At 66.2% G+C, this 14,771-nt stretch carries 13 protein-coding genes and 1 other annotated feature; all 13 genes read right to left on the bottom strand.

Annotated elements, in window-relative coordinates; all coding sequences use genetic code 11:
* Positions 1-3: 3 nt before the first annotated feature.
* The 13 genes from AB1446_00730 to AB1446_00790 all read right to left on the bottom strand — a co-directional run bounded on the left by AB1446_00730 (position 4) and on the right by AB1446_00790 (position 14,771).
* Positions 4-1,176, bottom strand: a complete 1,173-nt coding sequence (locus tag AB1446_00730) for an alanine--glyoxylate aminotransferase family protein (protein ID MEW6545427.1) — start codon at positions 1,174-1,176, stop codon at positions 4-6.
* A 475-nt stretch (positions 1,177-1,651) separates the two neighbouring features.
* A complete protein-coding gene (locus AB1446_00735; GenBank protein MEW6545428.1) occupies positions 1,652-2,323 on the bottom strand; it encodes a phosphoribosylanthranilate isomerase in 672 nt (223 codons plus the stop codon).
* A gap of 14 nt (positions 2,324-2,337) precedes the next feature.
* Positions 2,338-3,177 (bottom strand): indole-3-glycerol phosphate synthase TrpC, encoded by an 840-nt coding sequence (gene trpC / locus AB1446_00740; GenBank protein ID MEW6545429.1) that lies wholly within the window; start codon positions 3,175-3,177, stop codon positions 2,338-2,340.
* A 12-nt stretch (positions 3,178-3,189) separates the two neighbouring features.
* Positions 3,190-4,224: an anthranilate phosphoribosyltransferase gene (gene trpD / locus AB1446_00745; protein MEW6545430.1), complete on the bottom strand. Its 1,035-nt coding sequence runs from the start codon at positions 4,222-4,224 to the stop codon at positions 3,190-3,192.
* A gap of 105 nt (positions 4,225-4,329) precedes the next feature.
* On the bottom strand, positions 4,330-4,929 hold the full coding sequence (locus AB1446_00750; protein ID MEW6545431.1) for an aminodeoxychorismate/anthranilate synthase component II: 600 nt from the start codon (positions 4,927-4,929) through the stop codon (positions 4,330-4,332).
* Between the two features lie 18 nt (positions 4,930-4,947).
* Positions 4,948-6,576 (bottom strand): anthranilate synthase component I, encoded by a 1,629-nt coding sequence (gene trpE, locus AB1446_00755; protein ID MEW6545432.1) that lies wholly within the window; start codon positions 6,574-6,576, stop codon positions 4,948-4,950.
* A gap of 44 nt (positions 6,577-6,620) precedes the next feature.
* Positions 6,621-6,874, bottom strand: a binding site (T-box leader).
* An 80-nt stretch (positions 6,875-6,954) separates the two neighbouring features.
* On the bottom strand, positions 6,955-8,229 hold the full coding sequence (gene larA, locus AB1446_00760) for a nickel-dependent lactate racemase (GenBank protein MEW6545433.1): 1,275 nt from the start codon (positions 8,227-8,229) through the stop codon (positions 6,955-6,957).
* Between the two features lie 76 nt (positions 8,230-8,305).
* Complete coding sequence (locus AB1446_00765) at positions 8,306-9,721, bottom strand: anion permease (GenBank protein MEW6545434.1); 1,416 nt, start codon at positions 9,719-9,721, stop codon at positions 8,306-8,308.
* A gap of 48 nt (positions 9,722-9,769) precedes the next feature.
* Positions 9,770-10,744, bottom strand: coding sequence for a hypothetical protein (locus tag AB1446_00770; protein MEW6545435.1), 975 nt, complete (start codon positions 10,742-10,744; stop codon positions 9,770-9,772).
* 186 nt (positions 10,745-10,930) lie between these two features.
* Positions 10,931-11,458 carry a helix-turn-helix transcriptional regulator gene (locus tag AB1446_00775; protein MEW6545436.1) on the bottom strand — a complete coding sequence of 176 codons (528 nt, stop codon included), beginning with the start codon at positions 11,456-11,458 and terminating at the stop codon, positions 10,931-10,933.
* A gap of 84 nt (positions 11,459-11,542) precedes the next feature.
* Positions 11,543-12,520 carry a hypothetical protein gene (locus AB1446_00780; protein ID MEW6545437.1) on the bottom strand — a complete coding sequence of 326 codons (978 nt, stop codon included), beginning with the start codon at positions 12,518-12,520 and terminating at the stop codon, positions 11,543-11,545.
* Entirely contained in the window at positions 12,513-12,932 is a 420-nt protein-coding gene (locus AB1446_00785; GenBank protein ID MEW6545438.1) for a bifunctional nuclease family protein, read from the bottom strand. Before AB1446_00785 ends, AB1446_00780 begins: the two co-directional genes overlap by 8 nt.
* Before the next feature lie 114 nt (positions 12,933-13,046).
* Positions 13,047-14,771 (bottom strand): PEP/pyruvate-binding domain-containing protein, encoded by a 1,725-nt coding sequence (locus AB1446_00790; GenBank protein ID MEW6545439.1) that lies wholly within the window; start codon positions 14,769-14,771, stop codon positions 13,047-13,049.

Raw genomic sequence — 14,771 nt, forward strand, 5'->3', positions numbered from 1 at the left:
GCGCTACACGGCCCCCGGGCATCGCCCCTCGCCCGCGAACACCTTTTCCGCAGCCGCCACCGCCAGCCCCGGCTCCAGCTCGGCTCCCAGGTCGCGACACGCCATCTCCAGGGCTGCCAGGACCACCACCGCATCCTGCCACCCCACCTGTCCCACGTGCCCGATCCGGAAAATCCGCCCGGCCAACGGCCCCTGGCCGCCGGCCAAAACCACCCCGTAGCGATCCTGGAGCAGGGCGAGAAGCTTACGCCCGTCGAGCCAGTCGGGAACCTTCACCGCCGTGACCGTGTTGGACGCGCACGCCTCAGCAGCCAGCGTCTCCAGCCCCAGTGCGCGCACACCCGCCCGTATGGCCCGGGCCACCACCGCGTGGCGGCGGAAGACGTTCTCCAGTCCCTCCGCCTCGAGCAACCGCAGCGACTCCCGCAGGGCGTAAAGCAGGGAAACCGCGGGTGTGTACGGGGTCTGGGGGCTGGGCCTCTCCAGGAACTCACGCGCGCGCACGAAGCTCCAGTAGACGCTCTGACACCGGGTTCTCCCTACCTTCTCCCAGGCCTCCTCGCTTACGGCCACCAGCGCCAGCCCGGGCGGCGCCATCAGCCCCTTTTGGGATGCCCCCACCAGCACATCGATGCCCCACTCGTCGGGGCGCACATCTATGGCCCCCACCGAACTGATCGCATCCACCACGAAGAGCACGTCGTCCCCCGGGATGGCCCGACGCAGTGCGGGCAGGTCCATGGTCACCCCGGTGGACGTCTCGTTGTGAGTTACCACGAGGATTCTGATGGAGCGGTCGGCCTCCAGGGCCCGGTTCACCTGGACCGGGTCGACAGGGGCGCCCCAGGGGAACTCCAGGGTTCGTACGTCGGCCCCCATGACGCGCATGATCTCGGCAAAACGGGCCCCGAACTCCCCGGCCACCGCCACCAGCACCCTTTCCCCGGGAGCCACCAGGTTGGCGGCAGCCGCTTCCATGGCACCCGTGCCGGCGGCCGGGAAAATGAGCACCTGGTGGGTCGTCCTGAAGACCCGCTTGAGCGCTCCGGTCACTTCCCCGAGCAGCGCACCGAATTCGGGCCCCCTGTGGTTGATCATGGGCGCTGCTTCCGCCAGGGCCGCCCGTGCGGGCACGGGCGTGGGCCCCGGAATCATCAGGTACTGCCTGTGCGTCATGGACAACTCCCTCCCTTGCTGCCTCCGCTGCCACGGGGCGAAATAGTAAAAGGCCTCTCGCCCCCTGCTGTCGGGGACGAGAGGCCAACTCCCGCGGTGCCACCCCGCTTGCTGCGACAAAAGCCGCAACCTCTTGCCGGGCAGTAACGGGCCCATACCGTCCGGGCCTTGGGATGTGCCTCGGCCCGCCCTCAGGGCCGGATCCCCCCGGCCGGGTGGCCAGCTCGCACCGGCCGCTGGCTCTCTTTGCACCCGCCGTCCGGGGTAATTCGCCCCTCATGGGTTTGGCGGCAGTATTTAGGGCACAGTTTAGCGGCTCTCCGCCGACGTGTCAAGGGCCTGTCGCATTTTGTGCACGCAATCGTGCACGTGACCCACGGATCGTCGGTGCTGGTGGGGGCCACGAAGGGCGGGAACGCCGGCACAAACCTTCCCCCGATCGCCAAACCGGCCCCGCTCATCGGGCCACGGGTAGTTACTCATCCACCGCACCTCCCCCACGGGTGCGCTCCCAGGAGCGCACCGCCCTCACGAAACCGAAGACTTTATGCCGATCCTTAACTCCGTCCCTTTCCACCCCGCTGGACACGTCCACACCGGCGGGAAGGAGGTGATCCAGGGCTCGACCCACATTTTCGGGGGTCAACCCTCCCGCCACGATCACCGGCCTGGGCCACACGATGCTCTGGCCGCTCGCCCACTCCCAGGTGAGACCGGTTCCCCCACCCGCCCCGGCGGCGGTGTCGAGCAGAAAGTACTCGGCCAGATTGGCCAACCGCAGCGCCTGCTGTATCGATCGAACTGCCTCCGTCCTTCCCATCCCCACTGCCAGGATCAACTTGACGTCGGGCCGTAACCGGCGCAGTGCCGCCATCACGTCGCCGCGGTACCGCCCGTGCCACTGCACGGCGTCCAGGGGCACGGCATCAACCAGCCCCAGCAGCCCGTCCAGGTCAGGGCTATCCACCACGCCCACCTTCGTGACCCCCCCGGGGACTCGGGCGGCCAGCACCCGCGCCTGCTCAGGATCCAGCCGCCGGCGGCTCAAGGGGTGAAACACGAACCCGACCGCGTCAGCTCCCGCCTCCACTGCCCAATCGACCTCCTCGCCCCGGGTCAGGCCGCATATCTTCACCAGCACCCCCATCGCCGGCCCTCCCCTCACGCCTCGACCCCGCCACCCGCTGCTCCCCAGCCGGCGGCCTCCGGCGGCGCCGCCAGCCAGCGCAAAGTCCCGGCGGGGTCCGGTGAGGTCAGCAGGGCCTCCCCCACCAGCGCTGCCCTGACCCCGATGGCCGCCAGCCGCTCCAGGTCCGACCGCTGCCGGATGCCGCTTTCGCTCACCACGGTCACTCCGGGAGGGCAGCGGGGAGCCAGCCGCTCCGTCACTCCCAGGTCGGTGCGGAAAGTGGAAAGGTCCCGGTTGTTGATGCCCACCAGGTCCACACCTGCTGCCAGCACGCGTTCCAGTTCCGCTTCCTCGTGTACCTCCACAAGCACCTCGATCCCCAGTTCACGAGCCAGCGCGCAGAACTCCGCCAACCTGGCGTCCGGCAGCACCCGCGCGATGAGGAGCACGGCATCCGCTCCCAGGGCGGCCGTCTCATACACCTGGTACTCGTCCACCACGAAGTCCTTACGTAACACCGGCAGGCTGACCGCCCTTCCCACCTCGGCCAGCTCCTCCGGCCGGCCCCGAAAGTACCTGGGCTCGGTCACCACCGAGATGGCCCGGGCGCCGGCAGCTTCGTACCGGGAGGCAAGCTCATCGGCCCGGCAGTCGTTCATAAGCGGGCCGCGGGACGGAGAGGCCCGCTTGATCTCGGCGACGATGGCCGGCCATGCCCGCGACCCCCCGCGTAGGGACTCCCGAAACCGCCGCCGCGGCTGTGCACTGCCAGCCTGGTCCCTGAGCACACCCAGGGGCAGGCGTGCCCGCCTTCGCGAGACCTCCTCCCGGGCAGCCGACACCAGCACCTCCAGAAATCCGCCCCCAGCCAACAGCGATCCCCCCTACGCGGACGCTTCCCCCTTCAGGACCTCGGCCGTAAAGCGCCGCAGGGCTTCCAACTTGCCCATGGCCCTGCCGCTGTCCACGACCTCGGCAGCCAGGCGAACCCCGTCCCCCAGATGGGAGGCCATCCCGCTCAGGAAGAGAGCAGCGCCTGCATTCAGCAGCACCACATCCCGTCGCGGGCCCTTCTCCCCCGCCAGCACCGCCCTGATGGTTTCCGCATTGTCCCGGGGGGTACCCCCCAGCAACTCATCGCGGCTTGCCCGGGGAAACCCCAGGTCGGTCGCGTCCAGGGCCTCAACCCGCACCCCCCCGGGAGTGACTTCGGCCACCAGGTTCACCCCCGTGGTGGTCAACTCGTCAAACCCGTCCCCGTGCACCACCAGGGCACGTTCCGTGCCCAGCAGGAGCAGCACCCGGGCCACCAGTTCCACCAGCGAGGGATGATACACCCCCAGGAGCTGGACCCGGGGCCCGGCCGGATTCGTCAGCGGGCCCAGCAGGTTGAAGATGGTGCGCATCCCCAGTTCCCTGCGGGGACCGGCTGCGTGCCTCATGGCGGCATGCAGCCGGGGGGCATAGAGGAACCCGATCCCCACCTCGTCTATGCAGCGGCCCATCTGGTCCGGTCCCAGGTCCAGGTTCACCCCCAGCGCCTCCAGCACGTCGGCACTGCCAGAACGACTGGACACCCCCCGGTTGCCGTGTTTGGCTACCGGCTGACCGGCACCGGCTACCACGAAGGCAGCCGCGGTGGATATGTTGAAGCTACCCGAACCATCCCCTCCCGTCCCGCAGGTGTCCACCAGCCTGCCGTACCGCGAGCGCACGCGTGTGGCCACCGCCCGCATGGCCCGGGCCGACCCCGCGATTTCCGCTGCCGTCTCGCCCTTCATGCGCAGGGCCGTGACGTAAGCACCGATCTGGGCATCGGTGGCCCTGCCCTCCACAATCTCCCGCATGGCCGCTTCCGCTTCCTCCAGGGAAAGGGAAATCCCGTCCACCACTTTGTGTAGAGCCGTGCGCAGCACCATGCTCACCTCCCCATTCCGAACCGCCGTCACCCGGGTCCGTATCGCCCCCGTCCGCCCGGACTGTCGCCCAGCCCCCTGAACCGGGCGGGCAACCGGCTCCCCCGGTCAGCACTCCCGACCGGTCCCTACCCACCAATCCCTTACCATGCGCAGGAAGTTGGCCAGGATGGTCTTGCCCGGGGCGGTGAGGATGGACTCGGGGTGAAACTGCACACCCACCACTGGATACCGCCTGTGCCTGATCCCCATGACCATGCCGTCCTCCGTCCAGGCTGTCACCTCCAGTTCCGGTGGCAACCGGTGTGGATCCACGACCAGGGAATGATACCTGGTGGCCGGAAACGGATTTGGAACCCCGGCGTAGAGCCCATCTCCGCGGTGGTGGATGGCGGACACTTTGCCGTGAACCGGCTCCGGGGCCAGCATGACGAGGCCGCCGTACGCCACGGCTATGGCCTGGTGCCCGAGGCACACGCCCAGCACGGGAATGCGCGACCCCAGTAGCAGCACTGCCTCCACACTTACTCCCGCCGTCTCCGGGCGACCGGGTCCGGGCGATATGACGATGGCTTCCGGGTTCATCTCGGCCAGGGCGGCAACCTCGACACGGTCGTTTCGGAACACCCTCACTTCCGCCCCCAGCTCCCCCAGGTACTGCACCAGGTTGTAGACGAAAGAGTCGTAATTATCAAGGATCACCAGCACCGCTTTCACCCCCCGGATTCACCAGTGGCCCCTTTCCGCCCGCTCGACCGCCAGGAGCAGGGCGCGGGCCTTGTTCATGGTCTCCTCGTACTCGCGTTCCGGGTCGGAATCGGCTACTATCCCGGCCCCGGCCTGGACGACCGCCCTACCCTCGGACATGAGTACGGTCCGGATGGTTATGCAGGTGTCGGCGTTGCCCGAGAAGCTGAAGTACCCCACCGCCCCGCCGTAAGGGCCCCGTTCCTCCGGCTCCAGCTCACGGATTATCTCCATGGCCCGTACCTTGGGTGCACCGGTGAGCGTGCCGGCCGGAAAGCAACTGGCCAGGGCGCCGAAGGCGTCCACATCCGGGCACAGCTTCCCCCGCACGGCCGACACGATGTGCATCACGTGCGAGTAACGCTCCACCGTCATGAATTCCGTCACCCGCACGGTCCCCGGCTGGCACACCCGCCCCACGTCGTTGCGCCCCAAGTCCACGAGCATCACATGCTCCGCCCTTTCCTTGGGGTCGGCCACCAGCTCCCCGGCCAGGCGCTCGTCTTCCTCGGCATCCCGGCCCCGGGGCCGGGTACCGGCGATGGGTCGGGTCTCGACCCAGCCCTCCTCCACCCTCACCAGCATCTCCGGCGACGCCCCCGCCAGGTACCTGTCGCCCAGGTCCAGGTAAAACATGTAGGGCGAAGGGTTTAGGGCACGCAGTACGCGGTACACATCCAGGGGGTGCGCCCGCAGGCGCCTCTCCAGGCGCTGGGAAAGCACCACCTGGAAGATGTCCCCCGCACGGATGTACTCCTTGGCCCGCCGCACGCAGCGACAGAACTCCTCCCGCGTGAAGTTGCTGGTGAATCCTTCCGCGCCGGTTTCCCGCTCAGGGAGCAGCGACCGCTGGCCGTCCGGCGGCAGGGGCATCCGCGGGACCGAAAACTCCCCTTCCCGGACCCCGTGTGGGCACGAGGCGCGCGGTAGAGAACCCGCGAGGTGGTGCTGCACCTCCTCGATGCGGGCGGCGGCGCGGCTGTAACAGGAGTCAGAGTCGCCGTCCAGGAGCTGGTTGACCACCACCGTCACCGTGTGCCGCAGGTGGTCGAATACGAGCACCACCCCGGCCATAACGAACACCGCCTCGGGCCACCCCAGCCGGCTCACCCGGGGGCGGGGCAGCTTCTCCAGTCGATGCACCCATTCGTACGACAGGTACCCCACCGCCCCGCCATAAAAGCGTGGCAGCGGCCCGGCAGCCGCCGCCCGGTACCGGTGAATCTCGCTCCGCATCACGGCCACCGGGTCGCCGGTCCGCTCCTCGGTCCGGTCCCCGCGATGTACAGTCACCACGTCCCCCTGGGCCCGCAACTCCCAGAAGGGCTGCAATCCCAGGAAGGAATAGCGGCCCACCCGTTCCCCTCCGTCCGCGCTCTCCAGCAGGAACACGGGCCTCAGGTGGCCCAGCTTCAGCAACGCCGAAACGGGCGTCTCTGTGTCGGCCACCCACTCTCGCCAGACGGGAACCACGGCCGTCCCCTGAACGCTCCGCGCCACCTGCAAGAACTGGTCCCGGGATGGATTGATCAACTCGCTCACCTCGCCACCTGGAAACACGAAGGCCCCCGCCGCTGGGACGGGAGCCTTCCCCGTGGTGCCACCCAACTGGGTCCCCCCGGGCCTACCCCGCTAAAAGAAAAGGCCTTTCGCCCTGGGGCGAAAGGTCACTTCCGCGGTGCCACCCAAGTGGGGGAACCCCACTCTGTTCCGGTACAGGCCATCACCCAGCCGATACCGGCGTCCCGTTAACGGGGGACATCCGTCCACCCATACTGGAGGCATCCCTCGTTGGGGTGGCAGCTCTGGGGCCCATTCCCCGCATCGTCCTCGACCGGGCTCGCACCTGCCCCCGGCTCTCTGGGCGGCGACGGACGCGGGTACTCCTCCCCTTCCTCGCCATTTGGTTGCCATCACTATACCGGGTTCTCCCCCGCCCTGTCAACCCAGCCAACCGCGCCCGTTGACACAAGCCGGCCAGCCGGCTCAGCCGCCAGCCCTTACCCCCGGAGTACACGGCAACGTTACCCCTGCACGCGGCATCACAATCACTTTGCAACCGTTTCCTTTCTCCGCGATGGCCCGATCAAGCGCCTCCTGGCCCGAGCCAAAAGGCCTGAACATCAGGCTCCTTACAACGCCGGGCGCGAGCTCGGATACCAGCCAGACTTGCGCCACCTCGAGTACTCTGGCAATCGCTGCTGCCTTGTGGCCCCCGAGGACGAACCCCTTCTTTAGTCGCTCGATGAGATCGTGCGCGGTACGGGCCTCCATGATCCACCTCTCGAACGTGGATTCGCCAAATCCTTCCCGGCACGAGGCAATGAGGATTATGATCCCGCCGGGTCGCACCGCCCACCTGGCGTTGTCAAGGGCCTTTTGGGCCTGGTAAACATTGATGTCCTTAGGAGCCCCCCCTGCGGAAGCAACTACGATATCCGCCGGTTCGGGGATCTCCACCTTGTACATCGAATCCACAAGCTTGCATCCTTCCCGGTGCGCCTCGATCAAGTGCCCGGCGAGACAGGCAACGATTTCCTTATGTGAGTTGAGAACGGCGTTCACGATGAAGGCAGCACCGATCCTCTTCGCAAACTCGTCGATATCCTCCCGCACCGGGTTGCCCTCAATGCGACCGGGGGCGGCCCCCGGGAGGAGTTGCATGGCGTGGTTGTGCTCGATGGCTTTTCGTGTCGAGGCCCCGGGCATGAAAGCCTTGGCCCCACCCGTGTAACCCGCAAAGTAGTGCAACTCGATGTTCCCGGTGGCCACCCTAACGTCCGCTTCTGCCACGGGCCGGGCCACCTCGAGCGGCGTCCCCCTCGAGGTCTCACCCAGGTTCACAACCTCGAGTTCCGAACTGTCCACACACCTGAACCTTTTAAAGACTCCGTCGCCCACGAGCGCCCGCTGCTCTTCGGGAGAATGCCGCCTGTGGATCCCCATGCCGAAAACGATTGTAACGTCGTGCTCGCGCACGCCCGCCGACGAGAGTTCCCGCAAGAGGGGTGGCAAAAGAACTGAAGTGGGAGCAGGCCTGGTGATGTCGCTCACCATGATGGCCACCTTCTGCCCCGGCCGGACCATCTCACACAGTCGCGGGGAAACGATAGGCTCCGCCAGTGCCCTCCGTACCTCTGCCACCGGGTCCGGTACCGCCGGCCTCTCCCTTGGTTCCACCACCGCAACGAGGTTCTCCTCGGGGACCTGCACCACCTCGTCCCTCTGCCCGAGTTTCAGAGGGATCGATCTCCTGCCCACGGGGCTGCCTCCTCTAACGTGTTCAGTGTTCGAACCTCCGTGCAACGGCGCCCCAAGCCATGCACCCGCCGTACCCCTACCGGTACACTGCGAAGAGGTAGGGCGCACCGATCACGAGGAGTCCGGCCAGGTAAACCAGGCCGAAGATCAGCCCGAGCACCCAGAAGTCCCTGCGGCTCACGTACCCACTCCCGTAATACACCGGGGCCGGCCCCGTGGCATAGGGGGTGAGGATTCCCATGAGACCCAACGAATAGCACAGGAGCAGCGAGAAGACCTTGATGGGGAGACCTGGTACGGCGGCGCCTACCGCCAGGAATACGGGAAGTAGCGCGGTGGCGTGTGCCGTCAGGCTGGCAAACATGTAGTGGACGATGAAGAAGACGGCCGTCAGCAGAAGCACGATGACCGTCATCGACATGCCCGCCATAGCACCGGCAGTTGCCTTGGCAAACCATGTCACGAACCCCACCTTATTCAGGCCGTCCGCAAGGGTAACCAGCGTGGCAAACCATACCAGCACGTTCCAGGCCTGTTTGTACGCCAAAACGTCGTCCCACGCCACGATGCCCGTCAGCAGCATCAAGGAGAGGGCAACCAGGGCCACCGTTGCGGCGTCGAGCACGTCGGATCCGAAAATCCAGAGGAGCAGCGCCAGCACGGCCAGAAGAGCCATCACCAGCTCGTTCTTGGTTAGCCTGCCCATCCTGGCGAGTTCCCGGGCAGCCCATGCGGGTACCTCTTCACTCGCTTTCAAGGCAGGCGGATATATCTTGTAAATCAGCAGGGGCAGGGTAGAAATGAGCAGGATCCCAACAGGGGCAAAACCAAGGAACCACTCGGACCAGACAATGTCCAAGTTCACGGTCTTCTTCACCAGAGAAACAGCCAGCACGTTCGGTGCCAGCGAGGTCAGGAACATCGAACTGGTGATGCAGGTGGCGGCAAACGCCGTCCACATGATGTACGACCCAATCTTGCGCGCCGTCTCCCCTGGCAGCGATCCGTAAAGCACCGGGATGTTCCTGACGATGGGGTAAATGGTTCCCCCGCTGCGAGCCGTGTTCGAAGGCATGAAGGGAGCAAGCACCAGGTCAGCCAGGGTAATTGCGTATCCAAGACCGAGTGTCCTTTTGCCCAAACCCTTGACTAAACCCAGCGCGACACGCCGCCCCAAGCCAGTCTTCTCGTACCCGAGCGCGAACATGAAAGCGACAAAGATCAGCCACACCGTAGTGTTGGCAAAACCCGAAAGAGCCCACTTGATAGACTCAGCCGGCTTAGGCGCGACCAATCCAAGTGCTGCTGCTGCAGTCACGCCCACAACGCCGACTGCGCCAGCCGGTAAGGGTTCCAGAATCAGCGCGGCGATCACGGCTGCGAAAAGTGCGAAATAGTGCCAGGCATTGGCATTGAGACCCTGAGGGACCGGGATCAGGAAGAGGATTATGCCGAGCAGTACGGGAACCAGAGCCTTCCAAACACGTTTCATAGTGAGTCTGCCCTCCCCGTGAACTGGCGTCCGTGCATGTGACCACGTTCACATGCATCCCACGAACCATTCCCTGCTCGATTTTATCAGCCCGCAAATGTGCCCGTCAAGCTTCGAATGCGGCATCCTGGCTCCTACCTGACTCCTCGCCGCAGTCGGTAGCTCGTGCCGGCGTTCACAAGCGCAAGGCGATTTCAGGCCAGCCGCGACCGCACTGGCGCGAACTTCCAAACTGCTTGCTAACGCGTTGCTAACGGACTGTCCCGGAAGCCCTGATACTCCACCGTTTTGGCACGGACTGTTCTGGACTCCCACTTGCTGGTGAACCCCGCCCGGCCCTTGCCTATCAACGCTTTGCGCCTCGCCCGGAGGCCGCAATTCCCGCCACCACCAGGCGGGTATGCCCTTCATTTCCACTCCCCGGAGCAGCGCATCCACCACCACCACAGTCCCCCAGACCGGTCGCCCAGCCTCGGTGGGTAGTGAGGTCCCCGCCTGCAGCCACACGGGCGCACACACCTCCCGTCGCAAAGGAACCGATCCCCCCGCCCACACCACCAGGTCTCCCTCCCAGCGCGGCCCGGGGACGTCCACGGGGTCCCAGGTGACCGCCACCCCCAGGTCGTCGAGCAAGCGGTCCCCAACCAACGTTTGCTTCCGGTCCGGGCTTTGCCCCACCGACAGGTGCCTTACCCTGGAGGCGAGCCACCCCAGGGCCGTCTGCCCGACCATGGTATGGGTGCCCACCACCAGGGCGCGTGCGGGTGTTCCTCCCCGAGAGGCCATCAGCAACGCCACCCGCAGCGTGGCCGCCATCCACAAAGCCAGGCCGCGCCCCGGCACGCCGAACCGCGGAGAAACGCTCACGTCCTTCACCCCCCGGCGGACCAACCAGGCCACCGTATCCCTCACCCGCCGGGGCGACGAACCTGCGGGTAGCAAGACGGCCCATCCTTCCTGGCCGTCCCCCAGGGCGACCCGGACCGCCGGGCACCGCCAGGGAACGCGCAACCCGAACCACACAGGAAGCAACCACCAGGCCGGGCCGCCCCTCGTATGCCCAGCAAAAACGCAGCCAAAGCGCATAGGAAGCACCTGCGCCCCGCCCTCGCCGGGACGCAAGCTATTGTATGAATTCGCTGCCGCTGTCCATTCCTGGTATCTGGTATGCACCCGGCTCGAGGACCCGGCCGACGCAAGTGGTGCGGGTCAGGGGCCTTTGACGGAGCGGATGAGCGCCCGTAGCTTCTCGGGATCTACCCGCGCCCCCTGGGTCATGGGAGAGGTGCCTATGGGGACCAGGATGGCTTCCTTGTCCACCAGCCCCTTCATCAGACTGACCCGCCGGTCGGAACCCATCAGGATGACCACATCGTGTTCCCGCACCGCATAGATGATGGACATAATCTCGTTGAACAGCTCTACCCCGCTCTTGTTCTCCAGGAAGTCCCAGCGTTCCCGGTCGGTGAGGAGGAAAGTGTAATCCACTCCCTCCTCACGGGCGACCTGCTCCAGTTCAGCCCGGTTCTCCACGGGAAATCCCACCATAGCGATGGTCCGCCCCTTGCGCACCTCGCCCAGGCTTTCCAATCGGGACACGAAGGTGCGGTCAACCCCCACCCGGTCCGCCACCTCCTGCTGGGACAGGCCCCGCGCCCGCATCTCCAGTATGCGGTCGATAGCCTCGGCCAGCTTCTGGCGGCTGAGCACCTTATCACCGATGCGCACGAGGTCCACGGCCTCCACCTCCCTCGGCCGGCACTCCTTCAGTTCCCGCACCCGACCCCGGCTCCGGCAGCCGTCAGGGCCCGCGCTGCCCGGTTATGCCCAGGGTGAGGCGGGAAAGCGCGCCAGCACCCGCTTCAGAGTGGCCATGTCCATGGGAGTGTCGTCGTGGAACATACCGTGCTTCAAAGCCCGCGGTACCCGAAACGGGGCCCGATCGGTAAGTTCCAGTTCTTCCACCAGCCGGGACATGGTGACGTTTCGGGCAGCCTCCAGGGAGCGGGGGAAAGGCTCCCCTTCGGCCAGCCTCTCCACCAGTTCCCGCGCCAGGTAAAAGTGGGCCAGGTCGGACAGGGGGTTACCGCAAGCTCCCGCCCGCGTCACCCCGAATACTTCGGGCAGGCGCAGGCGAAAACCCACGTCGAGGGATTGTTCCAGTTCGCGGCCTTCTTCGGCAAAGGCCTCCCGCAGCAGGCGGGGCGTGCAGAAGGCGTACTGGGCCAGGGCCCTGATGATCCCGTGTTCCACGGTGTGGGCCTGGTCGGGAGGAATGATGCCGCCCACGTTGCCGGTGACCTCCACGCGCCGGCCGGATTCGTACTCCACCCCCTCCAGGGTAACCACCACGTCTTCCGCTCCCTGGAAGCGGGTATGTCCCCCGACGGCCTGCCAGCCGGCCCCATCCACCGCCGGGTACCCCTGGCCCCGCAGGGCCGCCACGTCCAGGGCTTCCACCCTGGAGGCTAGCAGGATGTGCCCCCGGCGCCAGAAAGACCCTGCCCGGAAACGCCCGCGCCCGGTCACGCGGGCGAAGAGGGCAGTCACCTTCCGGTAGGGACCGCACGGGCTGCCCACGTAGACGGGCTGCATCCATGCCTCCTGAACGGATACCATCACCCCCACCGGGTAGAGCCTCCCCTTGGTCACCGCGTAAGGGCACAGCAGGATGTCGGCGTCCGGTCCCGCCTCTTGCAGCACCCGTGCTGCGTAGGGGTTGACGAATATCCCCGTGACCACACCACCGTCCGGTCGGGGCAGTACCCCGTTGGCCACGGGGATGACGAAACTATCCACTCTGCTCTCCCTCGCTCGACCGCACCCCGGCCTGTTCCAGTACCTGCTCTGCCACGAAGATGGGTGCCTCCGTGCGCAGGGCCAGGGCCAGGGCATCGCTGGGACGTGAGTCGACTTCGAAAGTGCGCCCGTCCGCCTCGACCTCGATGAGGGCATAGAAGGTCTCATTGCGCAGGTCATTGATCGACACCCGCTTGACCCGCGCCCCCAAGGCATCAAGCATACTTTTCAGGAGGTCGTGGGTGATGGGACGGGGCGGCTGCACCCCTTCCAGGGCCAGGGCAATGGAGCCTGCCTCGAGGTGCCCGATCCATATGGGCAGGGACCGGTTACCATCCACCTCCTTGAGGAACACAACCACCTGGTCGGACACCATGTCCATGCCCAGACGCTCCACCTTGACCGCTTTCATGCCCATCCCCCCTGAGCCGTGCGTTCCCAGCATACACGATGGCGCACCCGCCGGGCAAGTCACACCGCGACTCGCCGGACCTACCGGGCGGCCGGGAACACCGCGCCCGGACACCTAACCTCCTAGTGAGACCACCACCCCCAGGGGCTGGCGGCCATCCAGGTAGGCGGAGAACCTGCCTCGGTAAACCTTGACTGCCGGATGACCGGTATCTTCCGCCGGGTAACGGCAGAACCACTCCCGATGATACACATTGCTCCCCAGGTGGGTGAAGACGGGCAGGTACAGGATACGGTCGTTCTCCAGGTCAGCGAAGAAATGGGTACCATAAGATAGCTCAGGGATGAAGCTCTCCTCCCGGGAGCCCAGTTCCACCAGCAGCCCGGCATGGGCCACCTCCCGGTACTGGACGGGCACTCCCTGAGCGGGATGGGAAGATCCCCACCGCCCCGGTCCCACCAGGATATAGCGGTCTCCCGCCAGTCGCTCATTCACGCGTCCCACTTCCCTGGCCACGCGGGCCTTGTCGGCGGTGTGCCGGTACAGGTCGGGATCGACGTAGACCAGGTGGTTGACGTTCTCCAGTTGACCGTTGGTCATCATGCGGTCCCCCCGCAGGATGAGTTCACCGGGGAGCATGGAGGGAATGCGCACGGGCCGGAACTCCTCATAGCTGGAAAGGGGGCGCGCCTGCACAACGCAGAACTCGCGCGTCCCGGTGGCGTAGGTGAACTCCACGTCCACCGGCGTGTCCATGGCCTGGGAGTCCTCGAGCAGGTCAAAAAGTTCCCGTGCGGTTTCCAGTACGGGCCGGAAATGCTGCACCAGGGTGGGGAAACTGAACACGTACCTGGTGCCCGCAGGTCCCTCGGGTAGAAGAGCCGGCGGAGGAACCAGTTCGTTGCGGTCGGGCAAATACAACTGGGCGTACCAGGAGAAGTGGGGATGGCAGGCAACCACGTCCGGCCTCTGGTTGATGTTCCAGGATTGCAGGCGCCCCGAGGGCAGGTGCAGGGCGTCAAATATCTCCTGGGAGTAGCGAGCCACGTCGCGGGGATCGTTGCCCTCAGGCCTGAGCTCGGGATTGGTGAGGGAAGCCAGGCGCGCGTACCCCCGTCCCGTGCAACGGGTCCCCAGGCCAAATACCAGGCGCAGGACGCCATCCTCCGGCCGGACACGCTCACTCCAGCACCGGTAGTTGCGCGAAAACCCTACCCCGGAAATCTCGGGATAGAAGAGATCTCGGTGCTCCTCACCCACCAACCTCTGCAGGATCACGGCCATGCTGTCGTCCCCCAGGCCCCGTCGCTGCCGGTATGCCACCGCATCGGGGCAGTACACCGAGGCATAAACCTCCTTGATAGCCGCCTCCAGTGCGGCCAGGCGCACCTCCAGGGGCCCCCGGTTGGGGATGAACACCGTGTGGTATTTGCCGGCGAAGGAATACCGCAGGCTGTCCTCCAGGAAAGCAGAGGAACGCACGGCCAGCGGGTAATCCACCTCCGCCAACCACGACGCCAGCCGTTGCCGCGCCGGTCCCGGTAGCGGTGCTCGGGCGAATGCAGCCACTATTTCGGCGTACTCCTCCATGGTGCGGGCGCCCGGGCTGAACCGGTACAGGTCGTTCTCATCGAGGAATTGTTCGAACACGCCTGTGGGAAGAACCCAGGTGGGCGGGATCAACACGCGCGTGCCCAAAAGGCCCCGCCGGGCCAGCACCTGCTCGGCCAGGAACAGGCCCTTGGCCTTGCCTCCCACAAAGCCCGACCCCAGCATCCTTGCCCGGCAGGCAGGGATGTCCAGGGGATTGAAGGCGACGTAACCTGCCCCTCTGCCCAA

Source organism: Bacillota bacterium (assembly GCA_040757085.1).
In the GTDB taxonomy this organism is placed as follows: domain Bacteria; phylum Bacillota; class Sulfobacillia; order JACIYH01; family JACIYH01; genus JACIYH01.

What these genes read in the sequence shown, in the direction of transcription:
- AB1446_00735 (MEW6545428.1), bottom strand. Translation starts at nt 2,323, where the DNA reads ATGGGGGTGCTGGTGAAGATATGCGGCCTGACCCGGGGCGAGGAGGTC.
- AB1446_00765 (MEW6545434.1), bottom strand. Translation starts at nt 9,721, where the DNA reads ATGAAACGTGTTTGGAAGGCTCTGGTTCCCGTACTGCTCGGCATAATC.
- AB1446_00785 (MEW6545438.1), bottom strand. Translation starts at nt 12,932, where the DNA reads ATGAAAGCGGTCAAGGTGGAGCGTCTGGGCATGGACATGGTGTCCGAC.
- AB1446_00730 (MEW6545427.1), bottom strand. Translation starts at nt 1,176, where the DNA reads ATGACGCACAGGCAGTACCTGATGATTCCGGGGCCCACGCCCGTGCCC.
- trpD (MEW6545430.1), bottom strand. Translation starts at nt 4,224, where the DNA reads ATGGTGCTGCGCACGGCTCTACACAAAGTGGTGGACGGGATTTCCCTT.